The organism is Halomonas sp. H2 (assembly GCF_050215315.1).
Classification (GTDB): Bacteria; Pseudomonadota; Gammaproteobacteria; order Pseudomonadales; family Halomonadaceae; genus Vreelandella.
The window spans coordinates 3,525,848-3,545,475 of record NZ_CP189760.1; the positions used below are offsets into that span (position 1 = coordinate 3,525,848).

Annotated in this window: 15 protein-coding genes, 1 tRNA gene and 1 pseudogene; 2 read left to right on the plus strand and 15 right to left on the minus strand. The window is 55.5% G+C overall.

The features are described from left to right. Positions 1 to 108: 108 nt before the first annotated feature. The 11 genes and pseudogenes from urtE to ACQE2I_RS16375 all read right to left on the minus strand — a co-directional run. A complete protein-coding gene (gene urtE / locus ACQE2I_RS16325; RefSeq protein ID WP_427029095.1) occupies positions 109 to 816 on the minus strand; it encodes an urea ABC transporter ATP-binding subunit UrtE in 708 nt (235 codons plus the stop codon). Then, positions 816 to 1,652, minus strand: coding sequence for an urea ABC transporter ATP-binding protein UrtD (gene urtD / locus ACQE2I_RS16330; RefSeq protein ID WP_427029097.1), 837 nt, complete (start codon positions 1,650 to 1,652; stop codon positions 816 to 818). The genes urtE and urtD overlap by 1 nt, the downstream gene beginning before the upstream one ends. After that, positions 1,649 to 2,791 (minus strand): urea ABC transporter permease subunit UrtC, encoded by a 1,143-nt coding sequence (urtC, locus tag ACQE2I_RS16335; protein ID WP_427029098.1) that lies wholly within the window; start codon positions 2,789 to 2,791, stop codon positions 1,649 to 1,651. Before urtC ends, urtD begins: the two co-directional genes overlap by 4 nt. A gap of 24 nt (positions 2,792 to 2,815) precedes the next feature. Next, positions 2,816 to 4,429: an urea ABC transporter permease subunit UrtB gene (gene urtB, locus ACQE2I_RS16340; protein ID WP_427029099.1), complete on the minus strand. Its 1,614-nt coding sequence runs from the start codon at positions 4,427 to 4,429 to the stop codon at positions 2,816 to 2,818. A gap of 241 nt (positions 4,430 to 4,670) precedes the next feature. After that, the gene (urtA, locus tag ACQE2I_RS16345; RefSeq protein ID WP_427029100.1) at positions 4,671 to 6,023 is read right to left on the minus strand and encodes an urea ABC transporter substrate-binding protein; all 1,353 of its coding nucleotides are present in this window, start codon (positions 6,021 to 6,023) and stop codon (positions 4,671 to 4,673) included. Positions 6,024 to 6,427: 404 nt separating this feature from the next. Then, positions 6,428 to 7,816, minus strand: a complete 1,389-nt coding sequence (gene ltrA, locus ACQE2I_RS16350; RefSeq protein ID WP_192539937.1) for a group II intron reverse transcriptase/maturase — start codon at positions 7,814 to 7,816, stop codon at positions 6,428 to 6,430. Positions 7,817 to 8,334: 518 nt separating this feature from the next. Further along, positions 8,335 to 9,834: a tripartite tricarboxylate transporter permease gene (locus ACQE2I_RS16355; RefSeq protein WP_253921546.1), complete on the minus strand. Its 1,500-nt coding sequence runs from the start codon at positions 9,832 to 9,834 to the stop codon at positions 8,335 to 8,337. Between the two features lie 49 nt (positions 9,835 to 9,883). Beyond that, the gene (locus ACQE2I_RS16360) at positions 9,884 to 10,366 is read right to left on the minus strand and encodes a tripartite tricarboxylate transporter TctB family protein (RefSeq protein WP_038479364.1); all 483 of its coding nucleotides are present in this window, start codon (positions 10,364 to 10,366) and stop codon (positions 9,884 to 9,886) included. 106 nt (positions 10,367 to 10,472) lie between these two features. Next, positions 10,473 to 11,468, minus strand: coding sequence for a Bug family tripartite tricarboxylate transporter substrate binding protein (locus ACQE2I_RS16365; RefSeq protein WP_427029101.1), 996 nt, complete (start codon positions 11,466 to 11,468; stop codon positions 10,473 to 10,475). Between the two features lie 181 nt (positions 11,469 to 11,649). Then, complete coding sequence (locus tag ACQE2I_RS16370; RefSeq protein WP_427029102.1) at positions 11,650 to 12,381, minus strand: response regulator; 732 nt, start codon at positions 12,379 to 12,381, stop codon at positions 11,650 to 11,652. Between the two features lie 33 nt (positions 12,382 to 12,414). Further along, a pseudogene (locus ACQE2I_RS16375) lies at positions 12,415 to 12,999 on the minus strand (sensor histidine kinase); the annotation flags it as partial. 678 nt (positions 13,000 to 13,677) lie between these two features. Between ACQE2I_RS16375 and ACQE2I_RS16380 the strand changes: the two are divergent. Next, entirely contained in the window at positions 13,678 to 14,979 is a 1,302-nt protein-coding gene (locus ACQE2I_RS16380) for an IS1380 family transposase (protein WP_427029103.1), read from the plus strand. 752 nt (positions 14,980 to 15,731) lie between these two features. Here the strand turns inward: ACQE2I_RS16380 and ACQE2I_RS16385 are convergent. From ACQE2I_RS16385 to ACQE2I_RS16400, 4 genes are all read right to left on the minus strand, one after another. Next, a tRNA-Arg gene (locus tag ACQE2I_RS16385) sits at positions 15,732 to 15,808 on the minus strand. Between the two features lie 56 nt (positions 15,809 to 15,864). Then, the gene (locus ACQE2I_RS16390) at positions 15,865 to 16,521 is read right to left on the minus strand and encodes a CDP-alcohol phosphatidyltransferase family protein (RefSeq protein WP_427029104.1); all 657 of its coding nucleotides are present in this window, start codon (positions 16,519 to 16,521) and stop codon (positions 15,865 to 15,867) included. Between the two features lie 43 nt (positions 16,522 to 16,564). Further along, positions 16,565 to 17,521, minus strand: coding sequence for a phosphatidate cytidylyltransferase (locus ACQE2I_RS16395; RefSeq protein WP_427029105.1), 957 nt, complete (start codon positions 17,519 to 17,521; stop codon positions 16,565 to 16,567). Next, a complete protein-coding gene (locus tag ACQE2I_RS16400; protein ID WP_427029106.1) occupies positions 17,514 to 18,152 on the minus strand; it encodes a lysophospholipid acyltransferase family protein in 639 nt (212 codons plus the stop codon). The genes ACQE2I_RS16395 and ACQE2I_RS16400 overlap by 8 nt, the downstream gene beginning before the upstream one ends. A gap of 629 nt (positions 18,153 to 18,781) precedes the next feature. Between ACQE2I_RS16400 and ACQE2I_RS16405 the strand changes: the two genes are divergently transcribed. Then, a complete protein-coding gene (locus ACQE2I_RS16405) occupies positions 18,782 to 19,606 on the plus strand; it encodes an SH3 domain-containing protein (protein ID WP_427029107.1) in 825 nt (274 codons plus the stop codon). Positions 19,607 to 19,628: the final 22 nt, after the last annotated feature.

A 19,628-nucleotide genomic window follows, 5' to 3' on the forward strand; every position in this document is an offset into this window, starting at 1 on the left:
GTCTGAAACAAGCGATGCGCTTGTCCTGGCACCCGTTGTTTTTTCACAAAGGCTTGCCAATATGCACACCCCACCTGCGCCAGCCAAACGGGCGTAGGTGTGGATAACTTAAACGGTCAAGTGCTGTTTGATCAGTTCGTTGGAAAGCTCGGCGATCTCGCCTTTGGCCACCGGACGGCCACGATCCATAATCACAAAGCGGTCGGCGTATTTGCGCGCAAAGGGTAGCTTCTGCTCAACCAGTAGCACCGTTAGGCCATCTTCTTTGATCAACTGGCGAATCACCTGACCGATTTGCGCCACAATATTGGGCTGAATGCCCTCCCCGGGTTCATCCAAAATCAGTAGCTTGGGCTCTATTACCAGCGCACGGCCAATGGCGAGCTGCTGTTGTTGACCACCAGATAAGTCACCGCCACGGCGGTGCTTCATCTCTTTTAAAACCGGGAACAGCTCATAGATACGCTCGGGGATTTTTTTCAGCCCATCACGGCGCGCTGCCAAGCCGGTGCGTAGATTTTCTTCCACGCTAAGCAGCGGAAAAATCTGCCGCCCCTGGGGGACAAAACCAATGCCCAAGCGAGAGCGCGCTTCCACCGCTTTTTGGGTCAGCTCAATGTCGCCACCCTCACCTTGATAGCGCAGCTGGCCGCTCTTTACGGCCACTTCGCCCATAATGGTTTTCATTAAGGTGGTTTTACCCACCCCGTTGCGGCCCATCACGCAAGTGCACTGGCCTTCAGGCACATCGAGATCTAAATCCCACAAGGTGTGGCTTTCGCCGTAGAACTGGTTAAGCTTTTCAATCGTCAGCATTAGGCAGCCTCCTCATCGTCCGCACCCAGATACACCTCAACCACCTTGGGGTCGCTTGACACCTGATCCATACTGCCTTCCGCCAGCACGCTGCCTTGGTGCAACACGGTCACTTTACGGGCAATGGAGCGTACAAAGCCCATGTCGTGCTCGACCACAACCACCGACTGCTTACCCACAAGCCCTGTTAGTAGCTCTGCAGTGCGCTCCATCTCCTGTTCCGTCATCCCGGCTACCGGTTCATCTACCAGCAGTAAGCGCGGGCGCTGCATTAACAGCATGCCAATTTCCAGCCACTGCTTTTGGCCGTGGGAAAGAATCCCTGCTGGCTGGTAACGCAGCTCGGTCAGACCAATCGTTTCAAGCACTTCATCGATGCGGTCTTTAATTTCACCGCTCATGCGGGCAGTCAGCGTGGGGAAAATGCGCTTATCAGCGGCCATCGCCAACTCAAGATTTTCAAACACGCTCAGCGCTTCAAAGACCGTGGGCTTTTGGAACTTACGACCAATCCCCAAGCTGGCGATATCCGGTTCATTCATTTGCAGCAGGTTATGACGGCTACCAAACCACACGCTGCCTGCGTTGGGGCGCGCTTTGCCAGTAATGATATCCATCATGGTCGTTTTACCGGCCCCGTTAGGGCCGATAATGCAGCGCAGTTCACCGTCATCAATGGTCAGGTTTAAGTTATTGATTGCCTTGAAGCCATCGAAGCTCACCGAGACATCTTCCATATACAGAATCGGGCCATGACGCACATCTACCGGTGAGGCCTGAGGAGCCATAAAATCAAATACCCGATCCCGCGTGGTTAGCGATTGCAACAAGCTCATGCGGTAGCCTCCTTCGGCAAGGTAGCGGATTTTTTGCGGCGTTTTAGGTGGAGCAATAATCCCGCCACGCCTTTGGGTAGCAACACGGTGACCAAGACAAACAGCGCGCCTAAGGCAAACAGCCATGCATCGGGCATCACGCCGGTGAAGATGGTTTTGGCATAGTTGACTAAGATCGCCCCGATAACTGCCCCATAAAGCGTGGCGCGGCCACCCAGTGCCACCCACAGCACAATTTCAATCGAGAAAATTGGCGAAAACTCACTGGGGTTGATAATCCCTACCTGAGGGACATAAAGCGCGCCAGCCAAGCCTGCCAACATGGCGGAAACCACGAATACAAACAGCTGGAAGCGTTCGACCCGATAGCCAATAAACCGCGTACGGGCCTCGGCGTCCCGGGTTGCCACACACACCCGGCCTAGCTTGCTGGTAACAATCGCTCGACACAGGATGTAGCCCAGCGCCAGCGCAACGCCGGTGGCAATAAACAGCCCTAAGCGGGTGTCGTTGCTGCGTAGGTTGTAGCCCAGCAGCTCGCGAAAATCGGTCAGCCCGTTGTTGCCACCAAAGCCCATCTCATTGCGGAAGAATGCCAGCATCAGGGCAAAAGTCAGCGCCTGGGTAATAATCGACAGATACACCCCAGTGACCCGCGAGCGAAACGCTAAAAAGCCGAAGACCAGTGCCAATAGCCCAGGGGCTAACAGCACCATGGCAAACGCAAACCAGGCCATATCAAAACCGAGCCAGTACCAGGGCAGGCTATCCCAGTTGAGAAACACCATAAAATCCGGCAGTACCGGGTCGCCATAAGTACCGCGATCACCGATTTGGCGCATCAGGTACATGCCCATGGCGTAACCGCCAATGGCAAAAAACGCCCCGTGGCCCAGGCTCAGAATGCCCAAATAGCCCCATACCAAATCCACCGCCACTGCCAGCAGCGCGTAGCTTAAGTACTTACCGAACAGATTCACGGTATAAGCATTAACGTGCAGCGGGTGGCCTTGGGGCAGCGCTAAATGGAGCACCGTAACCAGCAGCAGGGCGGCAAACAGCACGCCAAGAAAAATCTGCGTGGCCCGTTCGCTAAACGGGCGGGCTAGCCAAAACTGGCGTGAAGATGATTGCGTCATTAATGAGATCGTTGATGACATCGCTTAGCCCTCCGCAGCCCGGCCCTTCTGCGGGAAGAGTCCACGCGGGCGTTTTTGAATAAACAGAATGATGAATACCAGGACAATAATCTTGGCCAGCACGGCGCCCGCCCAGGGTTCCAACACCTGGTTGATAATGCCCAGGGAAAGCCCAGCCACCAGAGTGCCCCATAGATTTCCCACGCCGCCGAAAACGACGACCATAAAGGAATCAATAATGTAGTTCTGGCCCAGATTGGGGCCGACGTTGGTCAGCTGTGATAACGCAACGCCTGCCAAACCAGCGACGCCAGACCCTAATGCGAAGGTCATAATATCGACCCGCGTGGCACGGATACCCATGGAGCGTGCCATGGCGCGATTTTGGGTCACAGCGCGCACTTCAAGCCCTAGCCGCGTGCGGCGCATAATCAGCATCAGTGCAGCAAACACTACCAGGGCAAAACCGAGTACAAACATACGGTTAAGCGTCAGCGACAGCGCATCGTTAATCACTAATGAACCGCTCATCCATTCGGGCGTTATGACCGTACGGTTTAGCGGTGAAATCACCGTTCTCACCAGCTGCTGTAAAATCAGGCTGATACCGAACGTCGCCAGCAACGTTTCCAGCGGACGCCCCTTCAGGAACTGAATAACGCCCCGCTCAATGGCAATGCCCACCAGCGCGGCCACCATAAAGCCCGCAGGGATCGACAGAATTAGCGCCAATCCTGGCTGGCCGGGCAACAGCTGCTGCATCATCCAGGTGGTATAAGCGCCGAGCATGATTAGCTCACCATGAGCCATATTGATAACGCCCATCACGCCAAAGGTAATGGCCAGGCCAATCGCCGCCAACACCAGTACCGAGCCAAGCGAAAGCCCGAAGTAGAGTGTTTCCAGGCCACGGTTAATTTTGAGATTCTGCTCGATGCTGCTCAGCGCTTCATTGGCGGCATCGGCAATCATGGGGTCATCGCTATTCGCCGCGCGACTAAGCGCTACTCGAACACGTGGATGCAAACTGCCTCGCAGCGTTTCAACGCCTTCAAGCTCGCCGCTTTCAACTTGGTAAATCGCCAGCGCCTGGGTCAGCCTGCGCACTACCTCAGCGTCTTCTTCCTCAGCGATCAGCTCACTGAGCGGTTCGGCCAGCTCTTTATCGACCTCGCCCAGTAGTCGGCTGGCGGAAGTACGCCGACGCTCAACATTTGGCGAATACAAATCCACTACGGCAATAGCGCTGCGTAGCTGATTGCGTAGATTGTTATTAATGCCTATACGATCCAGGTCGCGGCGGGACATCTCCCCCAGCGGTTCATTGGTCAGCGCATCTGCAACTGGCCAATCGCGACCTTGATTGTCAAGCACCACCACAAAACGGCCGTCGTCAGTGCGCTGCAAGCGACCATCCAACAAGGACTGCAGCCAATCACGCGCGCGCTCATCATCGCTTTGCAAAATAGCGTTGATCGCTTCGCCTTTGGCGGAATAGGAACGCACGTCCAGCGCGTTTAGTAGCTCAAGCGCCGCTGCGTCATCAGCCTCAACGGTGGCGCTTGTTTGTGCCTGGGCGGTGACTGTGACGCTTAACAACAGCAGACACAGCAACCCTAAGGAAAAGAAACGCCTCATGGGGTTCTTCCTTTGGTTAACAAAAAGGGGGGAACTGAAGATAACGGTGCCAAGAACAAGTTTCCGCGAGGGCGCTGTGAACCCATCCATGGGCGCTACTTTCGCCATCTGACCGCCATGGATGGCGGAAATGCCGGAATAGCCAGGAGCATTTTCCGGCCATGGCGAAAGACCCTCGCTTCAACCTGTCCTTACACCACAGCGTTAACAGCGGTCATTTCCCTGCTATATATCGCTTTACTTACTCAGCGAGAGCCGCTTCGGCTTCTTCTGCTGCGGTGCTGCCACCACACGAGCCGTTCACCACGTTGAAGTTGCCGCACTCCATGGGCTTGCGCCAATCGGCAATCAAATCACGTGAGCCAGGCAGGTAGTCAGACCAGGCATCGCCCGCTACGGTAGAAGGCGTTTGCCAGACAATATCGAACTGGCCATTGTCTTGAACTTCACCAATCAGTACCGGTTTAGTGATGTGATGGTTGGGCATCATCGCCGCATAGCCACCGGAAAGGTTAGGCACGGCAACACCGATAATCGCGTCTTTCACCGCATCCACGTCGGTAGTGCCTGCTTTACGCACCGCTTCGGCCCACATGTTGAAGCCAATGTAGTGCGCTTCCATGGGGTCGTTAGTGACGGCCTCTTCGTCGCCGGTGTAGTCGATCCAGGCGTCGATAAAGTCGTAGTTGTCATCAGTATCGACGCTCATAAAGTAGTTCCAGGCCGCCAAGTGGCCGACTAACGGGCTGGTATCAATGCCGGTGAGTTCTTGCTCGCCCACAGAGAAGGCGATGACCGGAATATCGGCAGCATCGATGCCTTGGTTAGAAAGTTCGGTGTAAAACGGCACATTGGCATCGCCGTTAATCGTCGAAATAACCGCCGTGGGTTTGCCCTCTTCGCCAAAGCGGCGTATTTCTGACACGATATTCTGCCAGTCTGAATGGCCGAACGGCGTGTAGTTGATCATGATGTCCTCATCAGCGATGCCATGCTCATCTTTGAGGAACGCTTCGAGAATACGGTTGGTGGTGCGCGGATAGACGTAGTCGGTGCCGACCAGCGCAAAGCGTTCGATGCCGACTTCGTTAATCAGATACTCAACCGCAGGAATCGCCTGCTGATTGGGGGCGGCACCGGTATAAAAGACGTTTTCCGAGGACTCTTCACCTTCATACTGCACCGGGTAAAACAGCAGGCCGTTAAGCTCTTCCACTACCGGTAGTACTGCCTTACGGGAAACGGAGGTCCAGTTGCCGAAGATCACGTCGACCTCTTCTTGCGCCAGTAGCTCTCTAGCACGCTCAGCAAATAGCGGCCAGTTAGAGGCAGGGTCGACAACCACTGCTTCAAGCTGGCGACCCAGCAAGCCACCCGCGTCGTTTTGCTGTTCAATTAGCATCTCAACGGTATCTTTAAGCACCGTCTCACTGATCGCCATGGTGCCGGAGAGTGAGTGAAGGATACCGACCTTGATTGGATCATCATCCTGGGCAATGGCCTGTGCACTGGCCCCCATGACGGCGGCGGCCATTAAGGCAGTAGCGAAACGGCCAGCAGTACGAGGGTGTGTCTTGCGCTGCAATGTGGTCACTTGAACCTCCTTGCGCCCCTTATGACGGGGCTCGTTATTTGAGCTTCGCGGCCAAGGACTCCCGTTATGTAACGTGGGAACGATTATTACGGGGCTTGGTGCATCCACTAGCTCCTAGCTTTTGCAAGGTTTGCGCCACACGACAAAAAGAAACACTAAAAATATTAAAATCAAAAAGTTAGTTATAGAAAAAGTAGTCCCGTTTTCACCGGCCGCACTACCGTGGCGCGCCAACATCCAAAAAATGCACGCTGTTTATGCACCACAACGACACCTCGCACCAATAGTGCGCTTTGCGTTGCATACAGCGATTAATCCCGCCCCATTGCTTGATCGAGTAGGAAGGGGAGTCGCCTCCCCTGTCCTCTCACACCACCGGGCATACGGTTCCGTACCACGGCGGTTCATGAAGAACGGTTAAGCCCTCTTACCGTATCCAGTACCGAGATCAGTCCCTGGTCGTAAAACCATTTCCTCGGCAGGGCCTGGTTCATGTGCGATGCCCCGGCGTTCCACCAAGGACCTCGACCATTGCCTGCCGATTTCCAAGCTCGGGGCGCGTCCAGGCCCAGCCCTTGAAGTTTCCGGCGACGAGTCGCTGAACGTTTCCATTGCCGCCAGATTAGGCCGCGTAAGCGGCGACGTATCCATTGATCCAGCGCTTCCAAGGGCCGTTTCACATCAACAAAGCTGAAGTAGTTGGCCCATCCACGCAGGACTGGCCCCAACTCTTCGATTATCCGTTGGGTGTTACGCCCCCTGCCACGCTTCAGGATCTCACGAACACGCTGCATCATGCGCTTCAGACTTGCCTTGGCCAGCGTCAACTTCGGCTGCTTGTGCCAAGTGAGACGGTAGCCCAGATAGCCGCGTTTCCATGGCCGATCCACTGCACTTTTCGTGCGGTTGACCGTCAGCCGAAGTGAGCTCTCGAGATACTCACTCAAGCTTTCCATGACACGCTCGCCTGCCCGCCGACTGTTGACGTACACCTGAACGTCATCGGCGTAGCGGCAGAAGCGGTGGCCTCGGCGTTCCAGCTCCTTGTCCAGATCGTCCAGCAGGATGTTCGCCAGTAGCGGGCTGAGTGGTCCGCCTTGGGGTGTCCCCTGTCGCCTCGGCGTGGGCAAGCCGTGTTGGAACATACCCGCTTCCAGATAGCGGCGGATCAGGCGCAGCACGCGCTTGTCATCAACGCGCCGCGCTACCCGTGCCATCAGCAGGTCGTGGTTCACTCGGTCGAAGAAGGCTTTCAGGTCAAGGTCGACCACCCAGCGGTGGCCAGCGGTAACATGGGCCTTCATGGCCGATACGGCCTGCTTGGCGCTGTGTTTGGGGCGGTAACCGTAACTCGACGCGGAGAACTCCGGGTCGAAGACCGGCATGAGCACTTGTGACAGCGCTTGCTGGATCAGTCGGTCGGTGACCGTGGGTATTCCGAGCTGCCGCACTCCGCCTTTAGGCTTGGGGATCGTGGCTGCTCGAACTGGACTCGGGTGATACGCATCGGCCAACAGCCGCTCACGCAACGTTGGCCAGTGCTGTTTTAGGTGGTCAGCCAGTTGATGCACCGTCATGCCATCGACACCCGGTGCACCTTTGTTGGCAGCCACCTTACGGTAAGCTCGCTCCATGTTCTCCGGGTCAACGACCCGCTCCATGAGCGAGGCTGACTCCGCTTTCGTCCACGATAACGACGCCGGGACCGTCTCGACGCCCACCGGCTGGGGCGCGGAGTTCTGCTCCTGCCCCTCTGGGTGAGTGACGGTATTAGCGTCATGGTCTGTCTTCATGATCGATCCTCGAGACGTTATCGCCTACTCGCGGTTCTTCATGTTCGGCCCTTGGTGCCGTAGTGAACCGGCACTTACTATGGCCTCGGCTGACGTCTGGTAACCCATCCCGTCGCCTCTCGACGCCGGTAGCACTGTGGCAGATCACCAGACCTCCCAGGGTAAGACGCGCGACCTTCCCGCTTATGCCTGTCGGATCTACGTCATGGCGTTCCGTGCAAGTACCGGGCTTTGATGATTATGGCCATCTCACCCCGCCATGACGCCTCGTATCCGCTTCCTATTCGTCAGGCCAGCGTTTTGCCTTGGGCTTCCTTCAGATTCCCCCTCGCGAGGGACACCCTTGCCGTCGGCTAGCACTTCCCCTTGCCGGGCGTGCAGGGGACTTTCACCCCCAAGTCATCCTGAGGCACCACCCTCAGGAATAGCGCCTGTTAAGGCGCTGCGCGCCATGCCTGGCGCACCATAAAAAAAGCGCCCTAGGAAACCCTAGGACGCTTTACACGACTGCCGGTGCTCTATTCAGCAGTGTTCAAACGCTTAGTGCGGCGCTTTTTCAGCAGCGGTAAACCAAGCGATAGCACAGCGATGACCAGTAACGACAGTGAAATCGGCTTGTCGATAAAGGTCGTCCAATCCCCACCGGAGATCTGCAGCGCGCGACGCATGGACTCTTCCATGATGTTGCCAAGAATGAGCGCCAGAATCAGTGGCGCGGCGGGGAAGCCAAACAAGCGCATTCCCAAACCAACCAAGCCAAAACCAAGCAGCAGTAATAAGTCGAACACGCTGAAGCTCATACCGTACACACCGATCATGCAGAAGATCAAAATCAGTGACAGCAACAATGGCTTGGGCAAATCGAGAATCTTGGCGATCAGCGGAATCAGCGGCAGGTTAAGCACCAGTAGGAAGATATTACCGATATACATACTGGCGACCACGCCCCAGAACACATCAGGACGCTGTTCAAGCATCATCGGGCCAGGATTAACGCCCATCACCAGCAGTGCGCCAAGCAGTACGGCGGTGGTGCCAGACCCCGGCACACCCAAGGTTAACAGCGGAACAAACGAACCGGTGCACGCCGCATTATTTGCCGCTTCTGGCGCAGCAACGCCTTTGATGTTGCCTTTACCAAACGTATCGCCGTCTTTGGCAATGCGTTTTTCCATGCTATAGCCAAGAAACGAACCGATGGTCGCACCTGCGCCCGGCAGAACGCCGGTAAAGAAGCCCAATACTGAACTGCGGCTAACAGGGCCTGCTATCTGCTTGACTTCACTGCGGGTCAATTTCAACGACCCGATCGCGTTACGCGGCGCTTCTTTACCACCACCTCCGCGCAGCAACATGTAGAACACTTCGGCTAACGCGAAGATGCCCAGCGCGACGACCAGAAAGTCGATACCGTCGAGCAGGTGGATAGAGCCAAAGGTAAAGCGCTCGGTGCCGGTTTGCATATCAATCCCGATGATCGAGATCATCACCCCAATAACAGCGGCAATTAACCCTTTAACCAGCGACTTATCGGATAGCGACACAACCGCGGTTAAGCCCAGCACCATCAACGCAAAGTATTCAGCAGGGCCAAAACTTACCGCGACTTTGGAGAGCAGTGGCGCAATCAACATCAAGAAAACAACGGAGATGGTACCGCCAACAAAGGAGGAGTAAGCGGCAATCGCCAGCGCCTTACCTGCCAACCCTTGCTTGGCCATCGGATAGCCGTCAAAAGAGGTCGCAACCGTTCCCGCCACGCCGGGGGCGTTCAGCAAAATAGACGAAGTGGAGCCGCCAAAAATAGCGCCGTAATACACCCCGGCCATCAAGATCAGCCCTGAAGAGGGCTCCATAGCGAAGGTAATCGGGATCATCAGCGCCAACGCGCTGATCGGCCCAAGGCCGGGCAACATGCCGATGATGGTGCCAGCAAAGACACCGGCAAAGACGTAAGCGATATTGATAGGCTCAAGCGCGATGCCAAAGCCATACATTAGATTGTTAAAGGCATCCATGGGAGTGTCTCTCTTTTAAACCCGCTAACAGTGGGCAAGCGCGGCCTGGTTAAAACGGCAGCACGCCAGTGGGTAGGTAAACATCCATTACCCGCGTCATGGTCAAATACAGTGCCAGCACCACCCCAAGCGATGTTGCCAGATTGACCCCATGGCGGCGGTATCCGTAGTAAGCGGTTAGGCCAACACACAGCAGCGTCGAAGCCAGCACAAAGCCTAACGGTACGAGCAGGAATGCATAGGCCGCAATGGCGATGGCGGTGACGATCACCCGCGCCCAAGGCGTTAGCAGTAGCGGCCCCTGAGTTTCGGCTTGATCAATCTGATCGGCCCCCGCAATAGGACCAGGACGCTCAAAAAACAAGCACGCCGACAGCAATAGCAGGGAAACACCGAGCACTTTTGGAAACAGATCAGAATCTACTGGGCGGGGCAGCGGAAAGTTTGGAATTTGCCAGGCCATTGCCAGATAGGCAGCCGCCACTAACGCTAGTACAAGCGCTAGCCATTGGTTGGTATTGAATCGAGTCATGGGAAAGCTCTCCGAAGACGTCATTGCTGAACAGCAAGACCCTTGCGGTATCAGACGGAAGATCCCGGTGGCACGCTGCCACCGGGGGAGCCTTTGGGACGAGCGCTTACTGGCGCATCAGCCCCAGGTCGGTCAACACGCTACTGAACTGCTCTTGTTGCTCATCCAGGAAGGTCGCGAAGGCGTCGCTATCCTGGTAGGCATCAATCCAGCCCAGCTGGTCGCTTGCTTCGCGCCATGCATCAGTTTCGAGCATCTCGGCGAAGAGCGTCTCGTAGTATTCAACCGCCTCTTCAGGCATTTCCGGCGCGCCCATTACGCCACGCCAAATATCGAAAGTGTAGTCGTAACCCTGCTCTTGGTAAGTGGGTACATCGGCCAGTCCACCGCCTAGGCGCTCTGCGGAAGAAACGCCCAACGCGCGTAGCTGACTACCTTCGCCCAACTGCCCTACCGCTTCACCGGCACCGCCAATGACTGCCTCGATATGGCCACCCATCAGGTTAGTCATGGCGTCGCCACCACCTGAGAAGGGAATATAGTTGACCGAGGAGGCTTCCATACCCGCCGCGGAAGCAAGACCAGCAACCGAGATATGATCCATCGAGCCCGGCGCACTACCACCGCCCACGCTTAAGCTAGGATTCTCTTTGAGCGCTGCAAAAAGATCATCCAGGTTTTGATACTCGGAATCTGCCGCCACCAAAATAATCGAATAGTCGGTATTGATGCGCGCAATCGGGGTGAAGTCGGTGTGGTCGTAACGCGATGCGCCTGCCAGGGGTACTAAAATCATCGGCGGGCTGGTAGCGAAAAGTTTATGCGGATTGCCGTTATCACGGGCTACCTGAGCCCAGGCAACTGCACCGCCGCCACCAGGCACGTTAATGGCTGCAAAGCTTTCATCGGCCAGCTCTTCTTGCTGAATAACGCGGGACATGGTGCGCACTAGTGTGTCCCAACCGCCACCGGGGTTAGCCGGTGCAACAAACTCAATTGAACGGCTCGGTGTCCACTCTTGGGCGCTGGCGGACGTTGTCATGGCAAGGGCTGCCATCGGTAAGGCAAGCACGGCAAAGCGCTTTAGGGGAAGCATGGTCATGGGCGTTCTCCACATTAGCTAACTATTGTTATAGATGGTTGTTATCTACGTATCTTTGTGTGGTTACACCCTTCACATTAGAAGACCGCTACTCCTCGCGACAAGCTTATGACCATTAATGGCAAAAAGTGCTTTTTGTGCGTTTTGTTCATTTTGTTCACGGCCGGTTAGAACGGCTCGTTTACAGTGATTCCAGCCATGTTGAGGAAGACTCAAGTAGCCGATAGCGGCGCTCAGGGCGACCGACATCGCCATAGCCAATTTCTGCATTAACTGCTTGCTCAGCCACTAAAAACTCCAAATAACGCCGCGCTGTTGAACGGCTTGCGCCCATTGCCTGCGCTACCTGCATCGCCGTTTGGGAATCATGCTCGGCTGCCAGCGACTCCACCACACAGCGCAGGGTCAAACGGTCAATGCCTTTCGGCAGCGTGCGCGTAGCTTGCCGCGCAGATTCACCTGGCTGTAAGCGAGCAAGCACTTGGTCCAGCTCGTCTTGACTCATTTCAGCCCGATTCGCCAATGCCTCTCGCTCGCGACGAAAACGTGTCAGCATTTGTGTCATACGCGCCGCTTCAATCGGTTTAATCAGATAATCAAAGACGCCACCACGCAACGCTTCGCTGATGGTTTCTACTTCGCGGGCGGCTGTCACCATGACGATATCCACATGCACATAGTCGCGGCGAATGGCCCATAGCAGCTCCAGACCCTCTACATCAGGCAAGTAGGCATCTAATAAGATGAGCTGAACAGCATCAGCATGCTGGGCCATCAGGGCTTTGGCTTCGTTGCCGTTACGCGCCAATCCCACCACATAAAAGCCGTCGCTCTGCTCAATAAAAGCCTTGTGGATATCAGCAATGCGAAAATCGTCTTCGACGACCAAAATACCGTACTGCGTCGCAGACATAGTGTTTCCTCTTCCTGGCGTCGTTATTATGATTTAAGGCGTTGTGGCTATTGGGTCGCAAAGCGCGCGATCCAGCACGGCAATAAAGCACGCGCCGCCTAACTCGCTCTCTTCTAATGTCACCTCACCGCCATGCTGACGGCACAACCGCGCGACCAGCGCTAACCCAATGCCACGATGTTTACCGGTTTTGGTAGAAAACCCATCTTGAAAGATCGATTCCGCATGCTCGCCGGGCACACCTGAGCCGTTATCCTCTACCTCAATCAACAGCTGCTCGCCCAGATCCGTAAAGAACAGGCGAACTTTCGGGGTGTCACTGTTTGGGCCATTAAGCGCCGCATGACAGGCGTTATCTAATAAGTTGCCCACAACGCTCATCATGACCTCCTGCCCAGTGACCGTCAGTGGGCAGGAGAGCGAGCTCTGCTCATCGATTTCCAGTGCAACCCCCAACTCCCGTGCTCGCGTCAATTTACCCAACAAGATGCCGCTGAGTACCGCGTCAGCCACATGACGCATTAAAAAGCTCATTTGCGCCTGGGCACGTTCGGTTTCGTGATGAATCAGCGCTAGCGCCTCATCAACGCGGTTAAGCTGCAGGAGGGCAGGAATCGAACCTGCGACCTTCGGCTTCGGAGGCTAATTTTAAGCCTTTTAGATAAGCTTATTTGGTCAGCAACCCTCTCAGCAATTTTCTATTTATAAAAATAAAAACAATCACTTATGAAAAAACACCCCTAACAGCTCTATTCCTCTTTATCCCGATTTACACCATCCACTTCACATCGACACCGTCAAAGTAGTCACGTAGCGTGATTTTAAAATGTCCGGTTTTTGGACGGTTTTGACCTTTGGCGGTAGTACCTTAACTGTGCTGTTTAACACACAATGATCATCACCTCGGAAAAAGCATCTCCTCAATGATTGCCGTTTCACTTAGCACCAGTGCGGCGCAAACGTTTATTGAGCTCGACGCGGGCGTAGCCCAAGGCGGGTGGGCCCGTATTCACTGGGTGACGTATGCGAAAAGGGTACAGCGTGGGCGACTCTGGAACCTGCCCCAGGGTTTGGAAGCTCGGTCTCTACACGCTAACGCCTAATCCTCAATCATTCTGGGCATAGACGCTCATCCACCGCCTTTGGTAGGCGAACACTGCCCCGATGGAAAAATCAGCCCTAACGGGGGCAAGCCCGTTAGCCTGGATTTCTCACGGGGTATAAAAGAAAGCGGCTGAAAGTGCTATGATTTCAAGAGCCTAACCAATCCATCAAGCACCAACAACCGCTTCCAAAATGGTACCTGAAAAACTGACCTTCTCGCCACTCTCACGCCGCCAAATTGAAGCCGATTTCTCTGGGGGCCACATCACCTCCGATGCTGGATTGCTCCTGCTTCGTGAAGTCGATAAGCAACATCGCCTGACACGCCGCTTGGCCACCGTGCTTCATGATCCCCGCGCACCGGAACAGGTTCGTCATAAGCTCGACACTCTGGTTCGTCAGCGGGTGTTCGGTGTCGCCGCTGGCTACGAAGATTTCAACGACCATGAGGCCCTGCGCTATGATCAGGCCCTCCAGACAGCGCTCGGTGAAGAGGATACGCTGGCAGGCAAGTCAACGCTGTGCCGGGTGGAGCAGAACGCCGATCGGCAAGCAATAGTGAAGGCCCATGAGTTGCTGTGGCATCACTTCATTGAACAGCATGACGAACCACCAAAGGAGATCGTGCTGGACTTTGATGGCACCGACATCCCCGTGCATGGCGAGCAACCCGGCAAGTTTTTTAACCGTTATTACGATCACCACTGTTACTTCCCGCTGTATGTCTTCTGTGGGCGCCACTTACTGGTGAGCTATCTGCGCACCAGTGACCGCAGCGACAGCCGCCATAGCTGGGCGATCCTCGCCTTACTGGTACGCTTTATCCGCCAATACTGGCCCGATACCCGCATCGTGTTACGAGGTGATAGCCACTTTTGTCGTCCCCGGATGCTGAACTGGTGCGATCGGCATCACGTCGACTACATCGTGGGAATCGCCAAGAACAGCCGGCTGCTCAAGGAAGTGGATGTGCCCATGATGCTGGTACGCAAGACCCAATGGCAGGTGGGAGGGAAAGTGGCAGAGACGTTTCGCTTTCCGTATCAAGCACACTCCTGGAAATACCCACGCTGGGTGGTGGCCCGTCTGGAAGAAGGCGAGCTGGGCTCTAATCCCCGGTTTATCATCAGTTCCCGTTACGATGACGGCTTCAAGCTTTACTACGAGCAGTACTGTGCCCGGGGTGACATGGAGAACCGGATCAAGGATCAACAACTGAGCCTGTTCGCTGACCGTACCTCCAGCACGCACTGGTGGGCCAATCAGTGGCGGCTGATCTTGTCGGGCTTCGCTTATACACTGTTCGAGCGGTTACGGACTTACCTGAAGCACACGCCCTTCGCGCGCATGAGTCCGAGCAACCTGAGGCTCAAGCTCATCAAAGTAGGCGCGGTCATCATCCGCAATACGCGTCGAATCCGGGTGTTGATGAGTGACAGCTACCCCTATAAAGCGCAACTATCCGATCTCATCAGGCGGTTAGTACCGAGCTGAATGCGCGGGCGCCCCCGGCCCGACGCAATGGGGGAAAGGGGGAGGTGTGTCTGAACGACGGAAAGAGGCTAAAAAGCAGGCAGTTTAAACCGTACCAATCGGCTTTTAGTGGTATGACGGCTTGGAGGTGGTACTGGCTGAGGTGCTATGAGAAATCCGGGTTAGAGCTGTAGAGTCAAGAAAAAAACAACTACTGGATAAGTCGAAAAAAAGCACACTTCCATCGCATGAAGAAGAGTACCTTGACTACTTTAGGCAGCGCGGGTCGATATTTTTACTTGCAACTGCAACTGTAAGTTGCCTAGAAATTATGCTGGGAAGAAAGGTGCCAAACATCTATAGAATTTCCTTTGGGAATACCACATCTCCTAAGCAGGCGGAAGAAAACTGGGATAGCATCCTCGATGCTACTCTACCATTTTGTACGCAGCTTAATAGAGGTTTAACAGGGGGATTAAAGAATACTAATACAGTGAAAGAGGTTGTAAATACTTTTCGTTCTTTAGTTCAAGCAACCACAGCGTCTAATAAGTCAATATACCAAGAGTTTGCAACAAAGATTACTGCTCCGTAGGCCTTAACAAGGCTAGGATGTAGCGGCAGCTTTTTCATTTCGGCTACGTTTTCACTACAAAGCCGAGCGTGCAGTAGAAGTTACATCAGCGCTGCCTAAAATAATGCTTTTGGCCGATAACAGCCAAAACCCCAAAAAAAGGGCCTGCGATCTCTCGCAGGCCCCTTTTTTAACAATTTGGCGCGCCCGGCTGGATTTGAACCTGCGACCCTCGGCTTCGGAGGCCGATACTCTATCCAACTGAGCTACGGGCGCGTATCGCTTGATAAGGCGGTCGGTATCGTAACCGGGGCAAGGGCTCGTGTCTACCACTAGCACAGATAGCGGTGCAGTCGAAGGCCGCGCAGCCAAGCAGTGAGCGCGCTGCCCAGCACCACAATCCATAGTGCCAGCCACAACGGCTCATCGTGTCCATGCCACAGGGGTGCTGCAGCCGCCAATAACGCACCGAGGGTTACCACGGCCATCCGCTGTGGCTTGGCCATGGGGCCGCCGAAATCGCCGCGATGCCCCTGACTGTCGGCGAAAACCCGCACATAAGCGGTAAGGATGGCCAACGCTGCGGCAGCCCAGCCCAGGGCTGGGTCATCAATGGTCATCCCGACTCCCACCAGGATGGCGCTATCGGAGACGCGATCGGGTACCTCGTTCCAGAGCGTCCCGGTGGGCGATGCCTTGCCCGACTCAATAGCCAACATGCCATCGAGCAGATTGCACAGTAGCCGCCCCTGGATCGCCAGCGCCGCCAACATCAGCCATCCGGCACGAGGCACCTCCGGAGCCGCGGCGCTGGCCCAGAAAGCCAGTGTCGCCAGCAGCGCCATGACCACGCTCAGTCCTGACACCTGGTTGGGCGTGACTGGCGTCTCCGCCAGGCACCGGCAAAAGCGTCGCGCCCAGGACGTATCACGACTCGCCAACGGCCGACGACCGGTCACATCCGCTGCCTGCATCTTGTCACCTTGCATGACTATACTCCTTGTCTGCTCTACTCTGCGTCATCAACAGACATCAAACCGTCGACCAGAAGAAACGCACCACGTGAAAGAATACGGGTGCCGAAAAAACCACCGAGTCCAGGCGATCGATAAAGCCCCCATGACCCTCGATCAAATGGCCCCAGTCCTTGATACCTTGGTCACGCTTGATGGCCGACATGACTAAACCACCAACAAAGCCCAGCAGAGCAATCATCAGCGCCAGTCCTGCCGCTTGCAGCAACGTAAAGGGCGTCATCCAGGCCAGCAGGGCGCCAACCAGCGTAGCGCTGGCGACACCACCGATAAATCCTTCCACCGTCTTGCCGGGTGAAAGCCGCGGAGCGATGCTGCGTTGCCCCAATAGCTTGCCCCACACGTATTGCAGCACATCGCTGAGCTGCACCACCACGATCAAAAAAGCGATCAGCAAGATATTGCGGCCCGCATAGCCGGGAATCTCCAGGCTAAGCAGAGCCGGCACATGGGAGACACAGAACACACAGATCATCAGCGCCCACTGAACCTCACTGATGCGCGATAGGAAGTCCGCACTGTCACCGCGCAGCGCCACCACTACCGGCAGCAACAAGAAGGCATAGACCGGGATAAAGATCGAGTACATGCCATAATACTGCTGCCAAATGAACAGGTACTGCACCGGCAACACGCCGAAGAATGCCAACGCCAGCGCCGTGTGGTCGGCCCGTCGGGACGGTAACAGGCTGATGAATTCGCGCAGCGCGGAGAAAGACGCAAAGGCGAACAGCAGCACCACGCCAGTGCTACCACCCAGCATGGCCAGCCCCAGCGCCAGCGCCATGATCCACCAGGAGCGAATACGTTGATTGAGGTTCTCGATCACGGCGTTGTCGCCTTCAGGCGAGTAACACCGCGCCAGAGCGAAGCCGATCATGCTGGCCACCACCAGTAGGCCGAAAATGGCGCCGAGCAGCACGTCCAGGCCCGCGGGTACTACCATATCATTCATGTCGTTCTCCCCCTCGAGCCTGGGCAAGTCCCAGCAGCGCGCGTTCAGCCCGCACCAGGAATTCCGCCTTGTCTTCCTCGGGTGCCAGCTGCAGCGGCGCACCATAGGTAAGAGTACATAGCAGCGGTAGCGGCACCCTCTCGCCCTTGGGCAGCACACGGTTAAGGTTATCGATCCATACCGGTACTAACTCAACATCGGGATACGCCAACGCCAGGTGATAGAGCCCAGTCTTGAACGGCAACAGCGGCACTTCGCCGGTGTTGCGTGTGCCTTCAGGAAACAAGATCAACGAATCGCCGGCGTCCAAAGCCCGACGCATGCCAGCCAGCGGATCATCACTGCGACCCAAGCGCTCGATCAACACGCCGCGGAAGACATCGTGAATCAGCCACCGTTTCAGCCAGCCCTGCGCCCAGTAGTCAGCTGCGGCAACCGGCCGAGCCTCAGTGCGCAGTCGCAACGGTAACGTCGTCCAAATCAGAACAAAATCACCGTGGCTCGCGTGGTTGGCAAAATAGATGCGCTGATGAGGTAACGGTTCGATGCCCTGCCACAGTGCCCTGGGGGCAGTCACGAGGCGCGCCACCAAACGCACCAACGCGCCGGCCAATAAAGCCATCCTTGTCATGGTAAGGCGTCATCCTTAACTGGCGAGTCGAAAGAAATAAGCAGGGGTCCTGCCCCAGCGAGCGCATACTGTACGTAGTATGACACGCTAAATCATATCAAAGGCAGGATTCGAACCTGCGACCCTCGGCTTCGGAGGCTAATTTTAAGCCTTACCGATGATCTATCCCTCCAGGAAAATCTACCGGTAAAAATCATTTTAAACCAATAAAAACGGAAGCTTATATAAAAACAGAGCGCTAATACTACATATCACTTTATCCCGATTAACATCGACCACTACTCTTTGCCATCATCAAAGAAGTCACAGAGCGTGATTTTAAAGTGTCCTATTTTTGGACGTTTTTGACCTTTGGCAGTAGTGCCTTACCTGTGATTCTTATCACACCTTGATGATCACTTTGGGAAAGCGCCTCCTCTCCCCCCACCCGCCCGCCCGCTAGATAAATTGCCACAACCCTCGAACGAGTGGCACTAAGTTTCAGAATGGATAGCAAATCCTCTAATTATAAAACTTTGAGACCGCTTGTAGGTTTGCGTTGAATGACCATGACCAGGCCGGTTGAGTAAGGTTTAACTTGGGCTATGCTTAGAAAATACAAGATGAGGAAGGTGGGAGCGCAGATGCGTGTGATGCGGCAATGTCTGGTGGGCGGTTATTTATTGCTGGCAACAACGCTGTCAGCTTCCGCCGATCCTGTCTTGATCCAGGGCGAGGAGGTAGGCCAGGGCGTTCTTCGGGTACGTAGTGGTGAGTGCTTTGCCATCGTGCCGGAGCATGTTATCGGCTTCGGCCTGGGGCTCAGTGTGATGTCTGCGAATCGTGTCTGGGCGCAGGCGTCGCTTGAGACCACCTTCGGCGACGACATCGCGGTGATTCGGGTGGCTTCGCAAGGCAAGATCACCTGCAGTACAGGCTGGCCGGTAATCGATAACCTCGATGCCACTCTGACCGAGGCCGTTTCACACAGCCGCCAGGGTTCGATTCTTCGGGTGCGCGAAACGGGCGGCATAGTTTCTTATCCTGTGCTCTTTACTGGCGTAGATGATCGCCATGTAGAGGTGAGAACGATTGATCAGGGCGACGAAGCCTTTAAGGGAATCAGTGGTTCACAGCTACTGTTGGACGGCATGTCGGTCGGCATGGTGCTTACGACCGATAATGGCGTGGTAAGGGCCTATCGACATGATGCTCTCAGCCATCTTTTGGCTCGTTTCTTCCAGACTTCCGGCCCGAGTCAGCTACCGCCATCCCATCTGCCTGTGGAACCCCACAGCGGGGCGGCCATTGTCACGGCACGGACGGCCATCCGCGAGGAGCCTAGCCAATGGTCCCCCGTTGTGCGCTGGTTGAGCGTGGGTCAGAGCGTCGAAATAACGGGCAAGGTTACAGGGCTGCCATGGTGGCAAACCCGAGAAGGCTACGTGCGAGTGCGCAACACTACTGCGCGCTGACAATAACAATCAAACCCTCGGG